Source organism: Enterococcus sp. AZ120 (assembly GCF_050546165.1).
Taxonomy (GTDB): Bacteria; Bacillota; Bacilli; order Lactobacillales; family Enterococcaceae; genus Enterococcus; species Enterococcus faecalis.
The window spans coordinates 1269316-1289651 of the sequence record NZ_CP172950.1 but is presented as its reverse complement, the minus strand read 5'-3'; the positions used below and the strand labels follow the sequence as shown (position 1 = coordinate 1289651).

The 20336-nt window shown below is 38.4% G+C and carries 21 protein-coding genes; 1 reads left to right on the top strand and 20 read right to left on the bottom strand.

Features of this window, described 5'->3' with window-relative positions; translation table 11 throughout:
* Positions 1 to 16 precede the first annotated feature (16 nt).
* Positions 17 to 259, bottom strand: a complete 243-nt coding sequence (locus IGJ46_RS06240; RefSeq protein ID WP_002384502.1) for a DUF896 family protein — start codon at positions 257 to 259, stop codon at positions 17 to 19.
* Positions 260 to 409: 150 nt separating this feature from the next.
* Here IGJ46_RS06240 and lexA point away from each other — a divergent pair, with 150 nt between their 5' ends.
* Positions 410 to 1030, top strand: coding sequence for a transcriptional repressor LexA (gene lexA, locus IGJ46_RS06235; protein WP_002357566.1), 621 nt, complete (start codon positions 410 to 412; stop codon positions 1028 to 1030).
* A gap of 13 nt (positions 1031 to 1043) precedes the next feature.
* Here lexA and queG read toward each other — a convergent pair whose 3' ends face one another.
* From queG to IGJ46_RS06140, 19 genes are all read right to left on the bottom strand, one after another.
* Positions 1044 to 2213: a tRNA epoxyqueuosine(34) reductase QueG gene (gene queG, locus IGJ46_RS06230; RefSeq protein ID WP_010818384.1), complete on the bottom strand. Its 1170-nt coding sequence runs from the start codon at positions 2211 to 2213 to the stop codon at positions 1044 to 1046.
* A 23-nt stretch (positions 2214 to 2236) separates the two neighbouring features.
* The gene (gene dfr / locus IGJ46_RS06225) at positions 2237 to 2731 is read right to left on the bottom strand and encodes a trimethoprim-sensitive dihydrofolate reductase (RefSeq protein WP_002357568.1); all 495 of its coding nucleotides are present in this window, start codon (positions 2729 to 2731) and stop codon (positions 2237 to 2239) included.
* A gap of 17 nt (positions 2732 to 2748) precedes the next feature.
* Positions 2749 to 3696, bottom strand: coding sequence for a thymidylate synthase (locus IGJ46_RS06220; RefSeq protein WP_010818383.1), 948 nt, complete (start codon positions 3694 to 3696; stop codon positions 2749 to 2751).
* A gap of 17 nt (positions 3697 to 3713) precedes the next feature.
* On the bottom strand, positions 3714 to 5603 hold the full coding sequence (locus IGJ46_RS06215; RefSeq protein WP_002396340.1) for an ABC-F family ATP-binding cassette domain-containing protein: 1890 nt from the start codon (positions 5601 to 5603) through the stop codon (positions 3714 to 3716).
* Between the two features lie 110 nt (positions 5604 to 5713).
* Positions 5714 to 7768 (bottom strand): cation:proton antiporter, encoded by a 2055-nt coding sequence (locus IGJ46_RS06210; protein WP_002360309.1) that lies wholly within the window; start codon positions 7766 to 7768, stop codon positions 5714 to 5716.
* 35 nt (positions 7769 to 7803) lie between these two features.
* The gene (locus IGJ46_RS06205; protein ID WP_002357572.1) at positions 7804 to 8136 is read right to left on the bottom strand and encodes an ACP phosphodiesterase; all 333 of its coding nucleotides are present in this window, start codon (positions 8134 to 8136) and stop codon (positions 7804 to 7806) included.
* Positions 8137 to 8213: 77 nt separating this feature from the next.
* Complete coding sequence (locus tag IGJ46_RS06200; RefSeq protein ID WP_002369392.1) at positions 8214 to 8690, bottom strand: hypothetical protein; 477 nt, start codon at positions 8688 to 8690, stop codon at positions 8214 to 8216.
* An 11-nt stretch (positions 8691 to 8701) separates the two neighbouring features.
* Entirely contained in the window at positions 8702 to 8896 is a 195-nt protein-coding gene (locus IGJ46_RS06195; RefSeq protein WP_002357574.1) for a hypothetical protein, read from the bottom strand.
* A gap of 193 nt (positions 8897 to 9089) precedes the next feature.
* Positions 9090 to 9938: a DegV family protein gene (locus tag IGJ46_RS06190; RefSeq protein WP_002382324.1), complete on the bottom strand. Its 849-nt coding sequence runs from the start codon at positions 9936 to 9938 to the stop codon at positions 9090 to 9092.
* 75 nt (positions 9939 to 10013) lie between these two features.
* Positions 10014 to 11186: an LCP family protein gene (locus IGJ46_RS06185; protein ID WP_002374848.1), complete on the bottom strand. Its 1173-nt coding sequence runs from the start codon at positions 11184 to 11186 to the stop codon at positions 10014 to 10016.
* A gap of 143 nt (positions 11187 to 11329) precedes the next feature.
* Positions 11330 to 12178: a prephenate dehydratase gene (pheA, locus tag IGJ46_RS06180; RefSeq protein ID WP_002397303.1), complete on the bottom strand. Its 849-nt coding sequence runs from the start codon at positions 12176 to 12178 to the stop codon at positions 11330 to 11332.
* A 7-nt stretch (positions 12179 to 12185) separates the two neighbouring features.
* Positions 12186 to 12692, bottom strand: a complete 507-nt coding sequence (locus IGJ46_RS06175) for a shikimate kinase (protein WP_033917958.1) — start codon at positions 12690 to 12692, stop codon at positions 12186 to 12188.
* 19 nt (positions 12693 to 12711) lie between these two features.
* Positions 12712 to 13998: a 3-phosphoshikimate 1-carboxyvinyltransferase gene (gene aroA / locus IGJ46_RS06170; RefSeq protein ID WP_002360320.1), complete on the bottom strand. Its 1287-nt coding sequence runs from the start codon at positions 13996 to 13998 to the stop codon at positions 12712 to 12714.
* A gap of 6 nt (positions 13999 to 14004) precedes the next feature.
* A complete protein-coding gene (locus tag IGJ46_RS06165; RefSeq protein WP_002380297.1) occupies positions 14005 to 15099 on the bottom strand; it encodes a prephenate dehydrogenase in 1095 nt (364 codons plus the stop codon).
* Positions 15100 to 15132: 33 nt separating this feature from the next.
* Positions 15133 to 16299, bottom strand: a complete 1167-nt coding sequence (gene aroC, locus IGJ46_RS06160) for a chorismate synthase (RefSeq protein WP_002394452.1) — start codon at positions 16297 to 16299, stop codon at positions 15133 to 15135.
* A gap of 1 nt (position 16300) precedes the next feature.
* Positions 16301 to 17377, bottom strand: a complete 1077-nt coding sequence (gene aroB, locus IGJ46_RS06155; RefSeq protein WP_104659441.1) for a 3-dehydroquinate synthase — start codon at positions 17375 to 17377, stop codon at positions 16301 to 16303.
* Between the two features lie 22 nt (positions 17378 to 17399).
* Positions 17400 to 18425 carry a 3-deoxy-7-phosphoheptulonate synthase gene (gene aroF, locus IGJ46_RS06150; RefSeq protein ID WP_104659442.1) on the bottom strand — a complete coding sequence of 342 codons (1026 nt, stop codon included), beginning with the start codon at positions 18423 to 18425 and terminating at the stop codon, positions 17400 to 17402.
* Positions 18426 to 18461: 36 nt separating this feature from the next.
* A complete protein-coding gene (gene aroE, locus IGJ46_RS06145; protein WP_002363947.1) occupies positions 18462 to 19328 on the bottom strand; it encodes a shikimate dehydrogenase in 867 nt (288 codons plus the stop codon).
* A 488-nt stretch (positions 19329 to 19816) separates the two neighbouring features.
* Positions 19817 to 20272 (bottom strand): hypothetical protein, encoded by a 456-nt coding sequence (locus IGJ46_RS06140; RefSeq protein ID WP_002357586.1) that lies wholly within the window; start codon positions 20270 to 20272, stop codon positions 19817 to 19819.
* Positions 20273 to 20336: the final 64 nt, after the last annotated feature.

The window sequence follows — 20336 nt, the reverse complement described above, 5'->3', positions numbered from 1 at the left end:
TCGACAATGAAAGCAATTACTTTCTGTTGTGAAGTCCTTTTTCACGTTGAATTTGTTTTAGTTTTTCAGGAGTCACATCGGTCCCTTCTTGATCCACGACCTTCATTCCTTCGATATGGTGACGCATCCCTCCACGAAATGCTTCTAAATACTCTTTACGTAATTCTTGTTGTTCGACTTTTTCTTTCGCACTAAGTTCTTCCACTTTTGCTTTATTCGCTAATTCATTTATACGGGCAATTTTTTCTTTCGATAACATCAAAATCCCTCCTTACTCTCACTGTCTATATTATAAGAACTGCCTTAAAAAAACAACTATATTCTGATATTTATAAAACACGAACGCTTGTTTGATTTCGTTCGCATTTTATGGTACACTAATTTTATCAATTGAAAGAAGGTGCGGGTTTTGGCGAAACGTACAGAAACAAGACAATTAGAAGTACTTAAATATATATACGAACAAGTCGAATTAAAGGGCTATCCGCCAACCGTTCGCGAAATTGGGAAGGCTGTTGATTTATCCTCAACTTCTACCGTTCACGGACATTTAGCTCGTCTTGAAAAAAAGGGTCTAATCTTACGTGACCCAACAAAACCGCGAGCAATCGAATTAACACCAGAAGGCTTGGAAAAGATCGGAATTCAGCCGACAACTATTCCGATGTTAGGTGTCGTAACTGCTGGTGAACCAATTTTAGCGGTGGAAGAAGCATCAGATTTCTTCCCGTTACCTCCTGATTTACGTACAGAAGAAAATGCTTTATTTATGTTGACGATTCGAGGAGAAAGTATGATTAACGCAGGTATTCTAGATGGCGACCAAGTGATTGTTCGTAAGCAATCGAATGCCAATAATGGCGACATCGTAATCGCAATGACCGATGAAGATGAAGCAACCTGTAAACGATTCTTCCGAGAAGTAGATCATATCCGCTTGCAGCCTGAAAATGATGCATTAGCGCCTATTCTTTTAGATAACGTTACAATTTTAGGTAAAGTTGTTGGTTTATATCGCAATCATATTTAATAAAAAAAGGAAGTCACTCCGTTGAGCGGCTTCCTTTTTTGCTTGTTAACAAGTGAATAGCCTTTTGAGCTTCCTCGATAACCTCTGCTTCAGTTTCTACAGAAAGTAGATAATTTAAAGCTTCTAAACTTTGCTCGGGTTCTCTTTTTGCGAGCTGACCTAACGACCAAGCAGCTGTTCCGCGAATGACAGGACGCTGATCATTTAAACAGAGAATAATTTGTGGGATAGCTTCACGGCCGCCCAAATTCGCTAACGCAATTAAAGCATTCCGTTGCAATGGTTTTTTACCACGCCAAGAGCCTGCTAAGTGTCCGAATTGCTGTTTAAACTCTTTATTGGAAATAGTTAATAACGGTGCCAATTTGGGATAAACTTCCTCAATCTTTGGTTCCATCTCTTCATGAAAATGAAAATCTTTTCCTTTATTATAAGGGCAAACCAGCTGACAAATGTCGCAACCATAAATGACGTTACGCATTTTTTTTCGATACTCTTCAGGCATCATGCCTTTTGTTTGCGTTTGATAAGACAAACATTTTTGAGCATTCATTCGACCGTCCCCTAACAAAGCCCCTGTAGGACACCCTGTGATACAACGAGTACAATCACCGCAACCATTTGGAACAGGTTCATCTGGTTCAAATTGAATGTTGGTGGTCACCTCACCTAAATATACAAAGGAACCAAATTCTTCGGTAATCAGTAGACCATTTTTACCAATGAATCCTAAACCCGCCCGCTGAGCAACAGCGGTGTCAACATATTCGCCAGTATCTACTTGCGGCCGAAAGCGCCAGTGTTCTTTTTCTGCTTCAGTGGCAGCTTGCTCTTCAATAAAAGCAATTAATTTTTGCAACCGATCCTGCAAAATGTGATGATAATCAATTCCCCAAGAGGCTCGCGCAAATTGTCCACGCTTTTCATCTCTTGGCATTTTTTCCTGAGCTTTGGTGGGATAAGCTAAAGCAATGGAGATAATACTTTTAGGATGCTCAAACGTTTTTTCTGGGTAAATTCGTTCTTCCACATTTTGATGTTCAAATCCCGAGTTATATCCTCGCTCTCGTTGTTCATGCAGAGAATCTTCTAATTCAATAAATGGTTCAGCATGAGTAAAGCCGATTTTATCGATGCCTAAACGTTGACTCTCTTGAATAATTTTTTCTTTCAATGTCGGCATTGCTCATGCCTCCCTTCATTTTATTATTTATCGTTTCGATGATACGTTTCATAGTCATGTGCATAGAGATTTTTCTCGTCCACGACGCCGGGAACAGTGGCAACTTTTTCCCAAACAGACCAGTCGATTTCTGGAAAGAAGGTGTCGCCTTCAAATGTTTCATGAATCATCGTCCGATATAAGACATCACATGCGGGAATCAGTTCTTTAAAAACGACAGAACCTCCACCAATAACGGTCACGCCTTCATAGTTGTCAGCATACGCAAGAATCTCCTCTACGGAATGCATAACCAAAACGCCTTCAGCTTGGTAATCCGGATTACTGGTAAGAACAATCGTTGTTCGATTTGGTAACGGACGACATCCCATGCCTTCGAAAGTTGCACGTCCTAAGACCAATGTATTATGAATTGTTTTTTCCTTGAAAAATTTCAAGTCGTTGGGTAAATGCCAAGGCAATTTGCCTTCTTTACCAATCACTCCTTGTTCATCTTGGGCCCAAATGGCTGCTAACATAGCTTCTCTCTCCTTTTTTATACGGCAATCGGCGCTTTAATCGTTGGATGTGGGTCATAGCCTTCTACTTTAATATCTTCCATATCAAAATCAAAAACAGAAGCCTTGTCTGGATTCAAAACGAGCGTTGGGAAAGAACGAACTTCTCGTGATAATTGTTCTTGCATTTGCTCCACATGATTTTGATATAAGTGGGCATCTCCTAGCGTGTGTACAAACTCCCCCACTTCTAAACCTGTTTCATGTGCAATCAGATGTGTCAATAAAGCATAGCTTGCAATGTTAAAAGGAACACCTAAAAAAACATCGGCACTGCGCTGATAAAGTTGACAGCTTAATTTTCCTTTATTTACATAAAATTGAAACATAGTGTGACAAGGTGGCAACGCCATTGAAGGCACATCTTCTGGATTCCAAGCAGAAACAATTAAACGGCGAGAATCAGGATTGGTTTTAATCATTTCAATCACATTAGCTAATTGATCAATAAAGCTACCATCTTTGGTTTCCCAGTGACGCCATTGCGCACCATAAATATTCCCTAATTCACCATATTTTTCTGCAAACTCTTCATCGTTTAAAATGGCGTCACAGAATTTTTGATGTTCTTCTTTGTATTGTTCTGCAAATGCTGGATCTTGTAAGACACGATGCCCAAAATCCGTCATGTCTGGTCCTTGATAATCTGCGCTTTTTACATAGCGTTCAAACGCCCATTCATCCCAAATATGATTATTTCGCTCTAACAAATAACGAATATTCGTGTCGCCTTTTAAAAACCACAATAACTCACTTTTAATCAAGCCAAACGGTACTCGTTTGGTTGTTAGTAAGGGAAATCCTTTGGCCAAATCAAAACGCATTTGATAGCCAAATAAACTATACGTACCAGTTCCTGTACGGTCTTCTTTAAAATGACCTTCTTCTAAAATCTTTTTTCCTAGCGCTAAGTATGCTTCTTCCATCTTATTCCCTCCGTCTCTTAATCCGCGTATTCACTCAAGTATTCCCAACGATTCATTTTTTCTTCTAACAATTGTTCCGTTGCTGTTACTGCTTCTTGCAATTCTTGTAAACGAACAAAATCATCACCCTGATGATTCATTTCTTCAGTTAATGTTTCTAATTTCGTTTCTAATTGTGTGATGTCTTCTTCAATTGTTGCCCACTCTTTTTGTTCCATATAAGTCAGCTTTGTTTTTTCTTTCTTTTCTGTCGATGCTTCTTTTACTGGTTTATTGAGCGGTTTTTCTTTGACCTTTTCTTGTTCTTTTTGGTTCGCCAAATATTCACTCATTGTGCCATAAAATGATAGGATCTGAGCATTTCCTTGAAAAACTAACAATTTATCCATTGTTTTATCCAAGAAATAACGGTCATGAGAAACCGCAATTACCGCTCCTTTAAACGTTTGGATATAATCTTCTAAAATGGTCAACGTATCAATGTCCAAATCGTTGGTTGGCTCATCCAATAATAACACGTTAGGCTGACTAATTAATAATTTTAAGAGATATAACCGGCGTTTTTCTCCACCAGACAGTTTGCCAATCAGTGTGCCATGCATAAAACGAGGAAATAAAAAGCGCTCTAACATTTCAGCGACCCCAACGCTGCTTCCATCACTTCGTTTCACTTCTTCTGCTGCTTCTTGCAAATAAGCAATCATCCGTTGATTAGGGTCCATTTCTTCGTTTTGCTGGGTATAATAGCCAATTCGGACGGTTTCACCGATACTATATAGGCCACTCTCTAAAGGAATGCGTCCAGCTAAAATATTTAATAACGTGGATTTTCCTGCACCATTTTTACCAGTAATGCCAATTCGATCGTTTGCTTGAATGAGTAAATTAAAGTCTTTCAAAAGCTGTTTATGATCAATGGCATAATTTCCTTCCTTGATTTCCAGAACTTTTTTCCCTAAACGTTGCGTGGCAAAGTCTGCTTCTAAGGTGCCATTGGTTTGTACCTGATGCAAGTTTTCTTTTAAATCCTGAAACCGATCAATTCTTGCTTGCTGTTTCGTTCCTCGTGCTTGAACGCCTGCTCGCATCCACGCAAGTTCTTGTTTGAAGAGGCGTTTTCTTTTTTCTTCTTGCTCTACAGCGACACGTTCACGTTCGGCTTTTTCCATCACATACGTTTCATAGTTTCCTTTGTATTCATACAGTTTTCCAAAAGAAAGTTCGAAAATCCGATTGGTTACTCGATCTAAAAAGTAGCGGTCATGGGTCACCATTAAAACCGCGCCACGATAGTTATTTAAAAAGTTTTCCAGCCATTCAATCGTTTCATAATCCAGATGGTTCGTTGGTTCATCCAATAACAGTAAATCAGGCGCTTCAATTAAGACTTGCGCCAAGCTTACTCGTTTTAACTGCCCACCAGAAAGCTCACCTATTTTCTTTTCCAATGTGGGAATACCTAATTTTTGTAAAATAATTTTTGCATTGGTATCTGCTGTCCAAGCATCTTGTTTATTCATGGCTTCTTCTGCTTGCGTGTAACGTCTTTGAACCCCTTCGTCTAAACCATTCTCACTTAAAGCAGCTAACGCTAATTCATAATTTTTGACCGCTTTTATGATCGGGCTGTCTCCCTGAAACACGGCTTCTGCAATCGTAATATTCTCGTCAAATGTTTGATTCTGGGAAAGGTACCCAATTTGATAATCACTTGGCTGCTGAATTGCAGCAAGATCACCATCACCGCTATCTACGCCAGCAATAATATTTAATAAACTGGTTTTCCCTGTGCCGTTAATCCCAATTAAACCAATGCGATCTTTTTCATGAATCAAAAAAGAAAGATGATCAAATAGTGTTTTTTCCCCATATGTTTTGGTTAAATCTGTTACTTTTAATTCTTTCACCGACACTACCAACTCCTTCTATTTTGGTCTTGCTTATTGTATCAAAAATTGGATTATAAAAAAAGTGCATGAGATAAAAATCGTCTTGGTTTCATCTCATACACTATTACTTATTCTTTATTAAAATTTTTAACAAATCGTTTCAGCGGAACATTATTCACTTCGCCGCTAATCGAATAACTCTCTAATAAATTGACATTTTTTCGTAACTCGTTCGCTTCGATAATTGAAATGCGTTCAGATTGTTCGTAATGATCAATCATCCGTCGTTCTTCTTGGAAGCCTAATAATAGGTCTTTGACATAGTCTGTCTCCGTATGAACAATATACGAATCAATAAATTCGCCTTTTTCAAACTTATGGGCTAAATCCAAGCGTCCGTCAATGAAGAAATCAATTAAATCATCATCATAGACACCGCGCAAATTATCTAAACTCTTCAGAATAACTTGAGAATTTCTTAGAAAAACTTGGCGAATATTTTCTAGTTCTTCATTTCGTAATTCTTTTTCTTCTTCAGAAGCTTCACCACGATTGAAAAATAACTTAGGATGTAAAAGAATCGAAATGATTTGTCGAGCAAATAATAACCAAAAGCCTACAATCGATAATAATTGTTTGGCAATCGACCGTTGCATCCGTGTAATCAAGCGTTGATACATACGATAACTTCTGACACTAATTTCTCCTTGTTTCAGACTTTCTTCTAAGCCGTCTCGTTCAATGGACACAATTAACGTCCGCAACTCTTGCACTTCTTGTTTTCGTTCCGCACTTAGCTGCTCGGTATACAATTCTTTTAAACGATCTTGATAATTTTCAATGACCGCATTCATTTCACCACGAGGATTCTCTTCATTTTGCTGTTTTAAGACATCAATGACATCACGTAATAAATCAATTTCGACTGACTCTTCATTTTCCACTTCCGTCTCTGAATCAGTTAAAAATGGTAAAACTAGAATCCCACCAATCAGAGTCACCAAAATAACACAAGCCGTAATGAATAGTAATAACGGTCGTTCTTTAAAATGCTCGCCGTTAATCGCTGTTGGCAAAATAAAGATGGTGGCTAAACTCACTGTTCCTTTAACACCGCCAAAAGTTAAAATCAGCATTTCATTCATTGCGTTTTTAACTTTCTTAAGTCCATGTTGAAGCGTGTAAACACTGAAAATGGCTAAGAAACGAATCAAAAAGACAACGGCGCTAATAATTAGAACAACCATTAGTAGGAACCAGTTTGAATATTGTTGGTCAATCCAAATTGGCGAAAACACTTGAGAAAGTTCAATTCCTAAGAATAAGAAAACTAAGGCATTTAAGGTGAACTCAATCATACTCCAAATACTTTCGCCAACATTTGACAGTTCTGCTTCAAAAAGCGAAACTTTTTTCAAACTAGACGCTTGCATAATTCCAGCAATCACAGCGGCAATAATTCCAGAAACGCCAATCAACTCTGAAATTAAATAAGCAATAAATGGCAAGAGTAATTCAATCAACAAGTAGCCTGTAACATCTTTTGCCACCGCAGTTTCAAGTAAATGAACAATTTGCTGTTTTAATAGAACTAACACGATTCCGACTACCGCTCCACCAATACTGGAAATAACCAAGGTCCCTGCCGCTTCCACCGGCGAAAATGACCCCGTTAATAAAGCCGCTAATGCAAATTGAAAGGCTGTAACGCCTGATGCATCATTAATGAGTCCTTCACCAGATAAAATGTTCATCGAACGTTCAGGAATGTCAATTCGACCTGATAACGAACCTACCGCCACCGCATCCGTTGGCCCTAGAGCCGCTCCAAAAGCGAAGCAAGCGGCTAATGGTAAAGTAGGCAAAATCATATGCAGGGTCCAGCCGACTCCGACTAAGGTAATTAACACACCAAAAAAGGCCAAGAAAAGAATCATCCCGAAATTTTTCATCATTGCTTTCAGATTGATTAGCTCCCCTTCTCTAAATAAAAGCGGTGCAATAATCATTACTAAAAACACTTCAGGCTCAAATTCAATTTCCTGCCCCATTTTAGTTAAACCAATTAGAACGCCTACAATAATTTGCACAATTGGCAGCGGAATGACGGGAACAATCCGGTTGAATATGTTTGAGAAGGTAATAGACAGTGCAAAAACAATGATTAGAAAGGTAAATTCCATCCTATCATTCCCTTCTATATTAAATTTTTATTGACTTACCGATCAAAACATTTAAGTAATTTTTTCTTTTTAAGAATAATTTTCTTTTCAACTTCTTCTAACTCAGAACTGCGTTCGCAAAGTTCCAATTGAGCGCGTCGTGCTTCTAAACGAAGAAGTTCTCCTTTAATTAATTCAATTTTTTTGTAGCGTAAGAAATTTTTCTTTTGCATACGTTCTGCAAAGTGTTGTCTTTTTTCTTCAGGGATTGCTTGATATTTCTTTTTCAAGTCAGCGACACACTTTTCAAATTCTTCACTCACCGAAACAACTTCCTTCCAAAATTTAATCTGACTAATTATAACAAATTTTACCAAAAGTACAAGCAAAATTGCTTTCTTTTTTTCAAAAGAAATTCAGACAAAACTTAACGCGGGAAAAGCTGATTTCTAGAAGCTGAACATGGTTAATCTTCATTAACAATAATATCAATTTCTGCCTCTTCATTCATCCGTGTTGAAAGAAAAAGAACCATTTCTTCTAGTGGCGCAGAAAAGCGTAAAACCACCCCTCTTCTGCCTTTTTTTAAATACCCTAAACGAATACCGTTTGGCTTTTGAACAAGGACAATCTTTTCGATATCTTTAAAGGCCGTGCCCCGATTGTCAAAAGGATGCGTAATAATACAGTCCTCCGCAAAACCTCTTGCATCGTAAAGAAAACTGAAGATGATCAAAATATATAACACACTTCGAATCATTTCAATTTTATCTCCTGCCGAAAATGCATTGGCCAGAATCATTAAACTAAAAAAAGCAACTAAATATTTTGTTGTAGGATGTTTTGCAGCCGGAATTACAATACTTTTACGTACGAAGTAAAAGTAACCATACATAACGACGACAAATAAAAATAGCAATAACGTAAATCCATCGATAATCACAAACGACTCCTTTATTTCTTTTTCTTTTGAATATCTGTTAATATATCATTTATTTCTTTAATTTCTTTTTTTGATTCGTTAATCTTTTTGATAACCGCCTCACGGTTTTTTCCAGGCGGTAAGTCAATTGATTCTTGGTAGTAGTTTGCTAAAGCTTGAACTTTTTTCATTTTTTCGCTTTGCAACAAGGCTATATTTCTTTTCATTTAACCGCCTCCTCTTCCTTAGTATACATTACTTTGTAAGGAATTGCTTAATTTGCAAGATATTTTCTAATAAAAAGGAGTAATTTTACATTTTCTTATAAACAAAAAGTATTCGGCTGAGTAACAGCAGCAAACGATAAAATAATAGAATAAAAAATGAGACAGAAGTAGTTTACTTTTGTCTCATCTTTTATTATTGTGCTGAAATCGCTAAACCAATTGCTTTTTCCCCTAGATGGGTCCCGATAACTGGACCAAAATGACCGATTTCAATTTCTGCATTTGGGTATAGCTTTTGTAATTTTGCTTGTTCTTTTTCAGCAACGATGCGGTTATTGGCATGAATCACGTACAGTTTAACTGGTGCTTCAATCCCTGCGTTTCGTTCACCAATAATCTTTTCTGCACGAGCAAAAGCTTTCTTTGTTGAACGGATTTTTTCAAATAATACAATCTTTCCATCTTCAAAAGTCAAGATAGGTTTAATCTTCAATAGTCCAGCAATCAAGGCTGCGCCATTCGTTAAGCGACCGCCACGAACTAAGTTGTTCAGATCTTCTACAATTAGATATGCATACGTATTATCACGAATTAAATCTAATTTGGCAAAAATTTCTTCTAAGCTGGCTTTTTCTTCTGTTAAATCTAAAGCAGCTTCTACCATGTGTCCCATTGGCATACTTGTAATTTTTGAGTCATATGGATACAAAGCAACGCCTGGGATTTCATCAGTAAGTCCGTGCAATGTATGAACAAAACCAGAGATTCCTGAAGAAAGATGAATGCTGATGATGGTGTCGTACCCTTGTTCAGCGATTGATTTGTAAAGCTCTAACACTTCTCCTAAAGCAGGTTGTGAAGTCGTCGGAAATTCTTTACTATTATTTAGCAATGCATAATATTCATCTGCTTCAATGTCAATGCCTTCGTTGTATATTTTTCCATCTAAAATGACTGGGATGGGAATTACAAAAAGATTCGGATGATCTTTAATGCGCTCGGGTAAATAAGCTGTACTATCTGTCACAATAGCAATTTTCATTTTGTAACCTCGTTTCACTAATTTTCCACGTTGTTTCTAATATAGCATAAAAAAGGATATTTTAAAATGCTTTCCTTATTCGTTCAGGAATTTTTCGATGGCGTCAGCATTTTTTTGTTCATCTACTTCTAAAATACTGCCTGCATAAGAGGATTCACCAAAATTCCAAGAATCTGGTACCGGAACCGATAATGACTCAACTCCTGCTTTTCCTTTAATCAGCAATGATGGTCCGTTCGTTAACATGAAACTAACAGGCACATCTGTCGACATATAGCCGACTAATTTCCCAAGTGATTCTGGGGTTCTTAATAAAGTCATTGGGTTTTTCATTTGGCTCATTACAGCTGACATAACTTGTTGTTGGCGACGAACCCGACCAAAGTCGCCTTCTTCATCCATCCTAAAGCGAGCGTATTGAAGTAAGACATGTCCATCCATGACCTGTTGCCCTTTTTCAATATCAACGCCATCTAAATTCAGTGATTTTTCTGCATCGATTTTGACACCTTTTGGAAACATAGAGTCAACAATTTTTTCAAATGATTGGAAATCTACCTTAGCATAATATTTCGTATCTAAATTAAAGTTTTGTTTTAACGTTTCACGAACCAATTCAGCACCGCCATAAGCGTATGCGGCATTAATTTTATTCGGCCCGACACCAGGAATGTCCACGAATGTATCACGCATAAATGAAATTAATTTCGGTTTTTTTGATGGTCCATTTAGTTGGAGAACCATTATTGTGTCGGCTCGTCCAGCATCTTCCCCACGTGTATCGCTGCCAAGAATTAAAATATTCTTAGCTCCGTTGCTACTTTTGACGCCATTAAATGTTTCTACTTTTTCTTGAGGCAACGAGTCATCATGTTCTGCTGCAGATTTTCCTTTTAAAAACATGACTGTACTATAAGCAAATAACAGAATCAATAGGATTACTAGCCATTTGAAAAAGCGTTTTGTTTTTGATTTTTTACGTTTCTTTTTTGGTTTCTTGTCTTTTTTTCCGCGGGGTGGTTGGTCAGAACCGTTGCCACCACCTGAATCTGTTTGATGTCGCCTCTCACTTCTGCGACTGTCCTCAGTATAGCTGTCTTCGTAAACTGTCTCTTGAAGGCTTTCAGCTAGTTCTTCTGGTTCTTCTTCTCTATGTTCACCCATTGATTTTCGGGGATTAAAGGTCTTTTTATGCTCTGCTGGTCTCGATTTTTCATGAATATGTTTATAACGATCTACACGACTCATCGTGTCACTCCTTTACCTCTGTGTTTTATCACCTTTCTTAGGATACCTCATTTCGCAGGAAATTCCTATTACAAATATGTAATTTAATAAAAAATGAAACTCACTTTATCTAATAAGTAAGCTTCATTTTCATTTTTAACTCTTTAAAGTGTGGACAAAACATAGATCGGGTAATCCCCTAAAATTTTTATTTCTGCGCCAATCAGTTCCAGTTCTGTTAAAGCTGCTTCAATTAATTTTTCTGGTTGATCTTTCACTAAGTCCATTAAAAAGAAGTACTCTCCTAGCTTTGTTTTCAACGGCCGCGATTCTATTTTGCTAAGATTAATCCCTCGCCAACTGAACACGCTTAATGCTTTGTGTAAAGAGCCAGGAACATTACTTGGCATCGTAATCGCCAGCGTTATTTTTTTCTCAGATAGCGGGAAAGAAATCGCTAAATTTTCAGAACCAAGAACCCAAAATCGGGTTTGATTTACCGATAAATCTTGTATATTTTTTTCAACAATGGTCAAATCATACATTTCCGCAGAAAGTTTTGGTGCAATAGCTGCAAAAGGTAATTCTGGATGTTCTGCAATGTATTTGGCGGCGTAAGCTGTTGAAGGCGTTGCTTCTAAAATCGCTTCAGGAAAGTTTTTCGCTAAAAACATCTGCGATTGAGCTAATGCTTGCGGATGTGATAAAATTTTCTGACTTTGTTGCCAGATCGCTTGATTCTCTTTTGCCACCATTAATTGTTGTTGAATCGGTAAAACTAACTCTGCTTGGACAGGTAACTGCGCTTGATGATACAAATAATCTATCGATGCATTAACGGTTCCTTCAATCGTGTTTTCTATTGGGATAATGCTACATGCCACTTCTTGCTGTTCAATTGCTTTCAAGCAAGCTGGAATCGATGCGTACGGTATCAATGTAGCATCAGGAAAAGCAGCCAACGTTGCACTGTACGTAAAGGAACCAATCGGACCTAAATAACCAACTTTCATCGTTTCTCTACTCCTTTAATTGTTGCAGAATTTCATTGATAATTTCTTCTGGCGAGCGATTGGTCGTATCAATTGTCATCTTCGCACATTCTTCATAAAAATTTTTACGAGACTCAAATAAAGTAATGATTTCTTTTGAAGAACGTTCTATAGCTAAGGGTCGTTGGTTTTCAGTATCTTCTTTGATTCTTTTTAACAGCTCTTCTGGTGTTGCATGTAAATAAATCACTTGCTGAAAAGATTTCAATAAGCTACGATTTTCTGGTCCGATAACAATCCCGCCCCCAGTTGAAAGGACGGCTGTATTTTTTGACAGCTCCTTTAAAAGTTGGGTTTCCTGTTCTCGGAAAGCTGCTTCACCATATTTTTCGAAATAGTCAGGAATTGAGCGTCCTATTTTTTCAATTAACGCTGTATCTAAATCAAGATGAGGCATCTTTAGTTTATTGGCCAAACTTTGGCCGATAGTTGTTTTACCCGCACCCATGAAACCAATTAAAACAATGCTTTCCATGGTTCGTTATCCTCCTTCGTTAACAACTTAAACGTTCTAAGTCGTCAAAAAATGCTGGATAAGAAACTGAAACTGCTTCAGCCTTATCTAATTCAACAGTGCCTTCTTTTACAAGTAATGCAGCAATTTGTAACATCATCCCGATACGATGATCCCCATAACTGGTAACTCTTCCACCATGTAAAGAAGTTGGCCCATGTATAATTAAGCCATCATCAGTAGGCGTGATGTCGGCGCCTAAAATTGTTAATTCTTTCGCTACTGCATCAATCCGATTGGTTTCTTTGACTTTCAATTCTTCTGCATCTCGAATGATTGTCGTGCCAGTAGCCTGAGTAGCTAACAAAGCAATAATCGGTAACTCATCAATTAAACGTGGGATAATAGCGCCACCAATCTCTGTAGCTGTTAATTGACTCGTTTTTACAAGTAAATCGCCAGAGTGATTGGCCTCATCTTCATTTAAAATAGTGACGGAACCGCCCATGTTTTTAATCACATCTAAAATACCTGTCCGCGTTTGATTTAAGCCAACATTTTTCAGAAGTATCTCGCTATCTGGGACTACTAAACCTGCAACTAAAAAGAAAGCCGCAGAAGAGATATCTCCAGGAACTACCACATTTTGACCTGTTAATTGTTGCGGTCCAGTTAACATAATTTTTTTACCGTCTACTTCAAGTGTCCCACCAAATTGTCGAATCATCTCTTCTGTATGATCACGTGTCTTTTCTTTCTCAACCACTACAGAAGTGCCCTCGGCTTGCAAAGCGGCGAATAAAATAGCCGATTTCACTTGAGCACTTGCAACAGGCATTGTGTAGTCAATCGGTTGCAAATTTTGAGTCCCGCGAATAGAAATTGGCGGAAACTCCGTTTGCTGAACCCCTTGACATTCCGCTCCCATTTGGTTTAAAGGAAGCATCACACGATTCATCGGTCGTTTGGCAATAGACGCATCACCAGCTAGGCGCGTTTCAAAGGGGCAGCCAGCTAAAATACCCAGCATCAGACGAATTGTTGTCCCTGAATTTCCAACATCAATTGTATTCTTCGCCTTTTTTAAGCCTGCAAATCCTTGCCCCTCAACGATGATTGTCGTCCCGTCATCTTCAATGTTCACACCTAAAGAACGAAACGCCGCTAAGGTACTTAAACAATCTTCGCCTCTTAGAAAATTTGTAATCGTCGTTTTTCCAGAAGAAATCGCTCCAAACATAATACTTCTATGGGAAATCGATTTGTCGCTAGGAACCATCAGAGTCCCTTGTAAATGTTTCACATTTGTACGTAGTTGCACCCTCATCACCTCTTATTTTTCGTAACACGTATAGTTCGTTTTTTTAGATAAAATTTGTTTTGCAGCTTGGCAGTCTGATTGATTTTTAAAAGACAATTGAAGAATCCCATAGATTTCTTCTCTCGTTTCTAAAATTTTAATATTTGTAAGAGAAAGGTCCGCTTCGCCTAAAATTTGCGTAATTTCAGCAATGATTCCTGGTTGATCTGGTACATCAACAAACAGATCATAGAAAGCTGGGATTGCGCCTTCTTTATGAATGGGCAACTGAGCACGTGTTTCTTTGGCCTTATCAAAAAAATTACGAATAGCTGGGGCATTTTTTTCTGTTAACCATTGGCAAACAGTAGTCATCTCTTTTTGCCAATTTTCTAGTAAGTCCAATAATACTAAGCGATTGCTTAATAAAATATCCGTCCACATCGTTACATCAGAGGAAGCAATTCGAGTAATATCTCTAAATCCTCCAGCCGCTAGCTGCTGTGCTCTAGGGTAAGTGGTATTCAGTTGCTGACTTTCGTTCACTAAAGCTGCGGCAACAATATGTGGCAAGTGACTTAGAGCACCAGTAATTTCATCATGTTCCTGTGCAGGCATCGTAATAAACTTCGCATGCGTTCCTTTTAGTAACGTTTGTAACTCCTGAATCTGTTTGTTTTTTTCGCCATGGTCATCGGTAAAAATATAGTAGGCATTTTCAAACAAACGTTCATCAGCGGCTGTTACGCCGGATTTATGTGAACCAGCCATTGGATGACCACCAATAAAATTTTTCATGTTAAGCTTTGTTGCTAACTGATTAATTTCCACCTTGGTACTACCCACATCTGTGATCAGAGCAGTTTCTAGTGATAATTGGTTTAATTCTTCTAGTTGTACTAAAGTTGCTTTAACTGGGGAACAAAGAAAAATAATCTCTGCTCGTCTTGCCCCACTTGTTAAAGATTCAGCTATCTCATCAATTAGACCCGTTTTCTTAGCAAATTCAGTTGACTCCGCTTGATTATCGAAACCGATAATCTCACTGTTGGGATGTCCTTTTTTGATACACAAAGCCAGTGAACTCCCGATTAGCCCTAATCCTACGATTAAAATACGTTTCTTCATTTTTTCCCTCCATATACTTGCGACTTTCTTCCATTAAAAGTTTTGAGTATATAGACGATAACGTTTCACTGCTTCTTTCATTTGTTCAAATGAGTCACTATCAAATTTTTCGAGCATAGCCTTCGCTACTTCCGTTGCAACAACGGCTTCACAAACAACGCTAGCGGCCGGTACCGCCGTGCTATCAGAGCGCTCAACGCTGGCCTTATAAGGCTCTTTTGTATCAATATTCACGCTTTGTAATGGTTTATAAAGGGTTGGAATAGGTTTCATGACACCACGAACGATGATTGGCATTCCGTTGGTCATTCCTCCTTCAAAACCGCCTAAATTGTTGGAAGTTCTGGTATAACCAGTACTTTCGTCCCAAACAATCTCGTCCATCACTTGACTACCAGGGCGTTGCGCCATTTCAAATCCAATGCCAAACTCAGCACCTTTAAAAGCATTGATGCTTACAACAGCTTGCGCAATTTTGGCATCTAGTTTACGATCCCATTGAACATAGCTACCTAAGCCAGCTGGAACGCCACCCACAAGTACTTCTACTACCCCACCAATTGTATCGCCATTTTTCTTGGTTTGGTCAATTAGTTCTTTCATTTTTTCTTCTACGGAAGGATCTAATACGCGAACGGCAGATTGTTCAGACCGTTCTTGAATTTCACGGATCGTTAAATTTTCAGGAATCGTAGCTTCAATCCCGCCTAATACCGCGACATGCCCAGCGACTTGGATATCCAGTTCAGCTAAGAGTTTTTTAGCAACCGCACCAATCGCCACGCGCATCGTTGTTTCTCGTGCCGAAGACCGTTCTAAAACATTCCGTAAATCATCATGTTGATATTTCATGCCACCAACTAAATCAGCATGTCCTGGACGTGGTTTGCTGACGCGGCGGATTTTCTTTTGTTTTTCAGGAACTGGCTCTACTGACATCACGGAGGTCCAATTTTTCCAGTCTTTGTTTTCGACAATCAACGTTACTGGTGAGCCAAGTGTCTTACCATGCCGAATACCCGAAGTAATACGTACTTGGTCTTTTTCAATTTTCATCCGTCCCCCACGACCGTAACCGCCTTGACGTCTTACTAATTCTCGGTTAATCTCTTCGCTACTTAAAGGCAAGCCGGCTGGTAAGCCTTCAATAATAGCAGTTAATTCAGGTCCATGTGATTCGCCTGCTGTAATAAAGCGCATCTTAAATTCCTCCTTCTCTGTTTAAAAATGCTCGAATTTCTTCCGTTGGTAAAGAGACAATTTTCGCTTGACCAATTTTTTCTAAGACAATGATTTTAATCTGTCCCCCACGTGTTTTTTTATCATGTGTAATTGCTTGATAGAGACGTTCTTCTGGCCAACGATCTGTCGTTACTGGTAAATCGAACTTTTCTAGCATGGTGACCAACTCTTGGGTAGTCCCAAGTGGGGAAAGCCCTCGTTGTTCTGCAACTTGAGTTATTTGAATCATTCCTAAAGAAACGCCTTCACCGTGAGCAATCACCCCGTAACCAGCTGTATTTTCTAATGCGTGGCCAATCGTATGCCCAAAATTCAGAATCAAACGTAAGCCCAAATCTAATTCATCTTCTTCGACGACATCACGTTTAATCTTGCAACAGGCCGTGATAATTTCTTCTGCATGTGCCACTAAATCTTGTTCATTTTCCAAAGAGGATAAACGGTGCCACAATTCAACATCAGCGATAGCTGCTGATTTTACAATTTCTGCAATTCCTTCACGCACACGTCTAGGTTCTAATGTTTTAAGTGTATTAGGATCAATTAAAACCCCATCTGGTTGGGCAAAAGTACCGACAAGATTTTTGGCTTTTTTAGTATTAACCGCTGTTTTACCTCCAATGCTACTATCTACTTGTGCCAGTAAGGTTGTTGGTACTTGCAAAAAGTGAATACCGCGCATATAGGTTGAAGCGACAAATCCAGCTAGATCTCCCACAACGCCTCCACCTAAAGCAATTAGACCATCACTTCGAGTCAATTGCTGTTCCGCTAAAAAATCATAAAGCAGTTGAGCTGTTTCGAGGCTCTTACTTTGTTCACCTGCCGCTACAGCAATCAATGATGTTTCAAAACCAGCAGCTCGCAATTCTTTCTCAACAGCTGCGCCATATAATTTATTCACCGTTTCATCGGTAATAATCGCTACCCGTTGTGGCTGCCACAGGCTACGTACCCAGGTGCCAATTTTATCTAAGGCACCTGTTTCGATGGTTAAATCATATGAATGTGTAGGTAACGTTACGGTTAATTTCATGTCCACTACTCCTCTGTCTTTACTAATCTTCTAAAGCATTAATTTCTTTCATTGCTTTTTCGATGATATGAACTTCTTTCATCATACGTAGGTAATTTTTTTCATTCAAGGATTGTGGCCCATCTGACCACGCATTCGCTGGATCTGGGTGAATTTCTACAATCAAGCCGTCCGCACCTGAAGCAACACCTGCTCGGGCCATTGGCGGTACTAAATCCCAGATACCAACACCATGACTCGGATCAACAATAATTGGAAAATGACTTAATTTTTTAATTAAAGGCACCGCACTTAAATCAAGTGTATTGCGCGTAGCAGTTTCGTACGTACGAATCCCACGTTCAATGAAGATCACATTGAAATTCCCTTGCGCAGCAATGTATTCAGCTGCGTTTAGCCATTCATCAATCGTACCAGCAATCCCGCGTTTTAAGCCGATAGGTTTTCCAGTTTTACCAACCGCTTGTAATAACTTGAAATTTTGCATGTTGCGCGCACCGATTTGTAAAATGTCACTGTATTTTGCGACAAGTTCTAAATTCGCTTCATCCATCACTTCTGTAATGACTTGCATATCTAATTCATCAGCCGCTTGGCGAATGTATTTCAGTCCTTCTTCTTCTAGTCCTTGGAAAGCGTATGGCGACGTTCTAGGTTTGAATGCACCACCTCGTAAAATTGTTGCACCGCCAGCTTTAGCAATTCGCGCACATTCACGAATCTGATCTAAGCTTTCGATTGAACAAGGGCCCGCCATCATGGTCATACTGCCGTCACCGATTTTAACACCGTTCACATCAACCACTGTATTCTCTGGATGAAATAAACGACTCGTTAGTTTGTAAGACAACGAAATGCGAACACTTTTTTCCACGCCTTCTAATGCTGTTAACTCTGCTTCAACTAATTTTTCTGTATCACCAATCAAGCCTATCACTGTTTTTCCATTATCTTGACTTGTTTGAGTAGTTAAGCCTGCACCTGTTACTAAATCAATGACTTGTTTCATTTGCTTTTCGGTTGCATTTTCTTTCATAATTACGATCATTATATTCTCTCCTCATGCCTTTAAACGGCGCTCTTTTTATCTATTTTCAATTTTACGTTTTACGACTGATACAGGCATTTTTTGTCCTGTCCATTGTTCAAAAGCAGCAGCGCCTTGATAAAGTAGCATGTCCAAGCCGTTGCTTGTTTCTGCGCCACGTAAACGGGCTTCTTTTAATAACTGTGTTTCTCTGGGATTATAAATAGCATCATACACAAATAACTTCGGTTGAATCATTGCATAATTTTCTATAGGACTACTATGCGCATGTGGATGCATACCCACACTCGTTGCATTAACTAACAAGACGCTTTCAGCAACATCTTTTGCTAGTTTTTCAGTATCCGCTAAATCGTTTAAATGAATTACACAGTTGGTTCGTTCAGTGAAATTTGCCAGTTTTTTTTGACTGTCGTTAAAGCCCGCGCTTTTCCTGTTGTAAACGGCGATTTCTTTCACGCCATCTAAAGCAGCTTGGGCAATGATTGATAAGGCTGCACCACCTGTTCCTAAGATGGTCATTTTATTCTGAAAAACGTCAACCTTTTTCTCTTTCAAACTCCACATAAAACCAGTACCATCCGTGCTGTCTCCGTAAAGTTTTCCATCTTTGTTGACAATCGTATTAATTGCGCCAACCAGTTGAGCGGTAGGACTTAGTTCATCCATATAACTTACAGCCGCCACTTTATTGGGCATTGATAAGTTGGCCCCTAACATGTGAAACGTTCGAATCGCTTCAATTGCTTGTGGCAATGTCTCTTGTCCAACGTCAAACGCCAGATACCGAGCATCAACTCCTAAATTTTGAAATGCTGTATTATGAATCAACGGTGAAATACTGTGTCGGCTGGGTTTCGCGAATAACCCAGCTAAACGAGTAGCTCCAGTTATTTCTTTCATCCTGTGTGCTCCTTTACGAAATTTTTTTAGTAAGTTTCTGAAATCCTAATTTTTGGCCAAACAAAAAGGATATTCACAGTAAATTTTAAGAAAAATCTACAGTGAATACCCTACAAAAAAGCAATATAAAAGCCACTATAGATTTTCTTAAATCTACATGGCTGAAAGTCATCTTAAATTTCCCTAGCCATTATAGATACAAACGTTTGTTGTCTGTACCCATAATGTTATGAATACAAACCTATCTAAAATAGCTAAAGTAAAAGTTATTCAGTTGTGTATGGTTTTTCTTCGTTGTTGTCATAAGAATCACTCCAAAACTGATTTAATTAAGAATTGTTAACAGTATACCGCTAGAAAAAACATGTGTCAACACTTATTCGCTTATTTTTTCGACTATTCCATTAAAACCAATGTTATTTTATTCGTCAAAAGACTGAAAAAAGCCACAGGAACCAGTCATTTCACTGATTCCTGTGGAGCAAAAATTATTTTAATTCTTCAGCGTATACATCATCAACTGTTTGTGTTGGGTCGATAACAATGTATAAGTTTTTAGTTTTTTCGCTGACTTTTGTAGATTGATAGATGTTATCCAAGCCCTCATCTGTTTTATCTTTGTAAGGGAAATAAACTAAATCTGGTGTGCCATTTTTGTAAAGAATTTCCATACGTTCGATATCTTCATATTTTAAAGCACGAGAGAACATCCCTAATTCTAAGCCACCTAAGTTAATATCGTGGGTTTGAACATGATCTCCTTCTTGGAAAATTTCAATTTTGAACCCTTCACATGGATGAATTTCAACAAATTCACTACCATGGATACGGCCAAAACTTGTTGTAATATGTTTGATCCATAAATCACCAATAAAACGACGATCAATCGTCCAAGTTTCACCATTTCTGAAATAAAATTTAAGTCCTGTCATTTCTCTAGCCATAGCACAAATCTCCTTACTTAAAAATAATTTCTTACATTATTAGTTTACCATACTTTTGATAAAC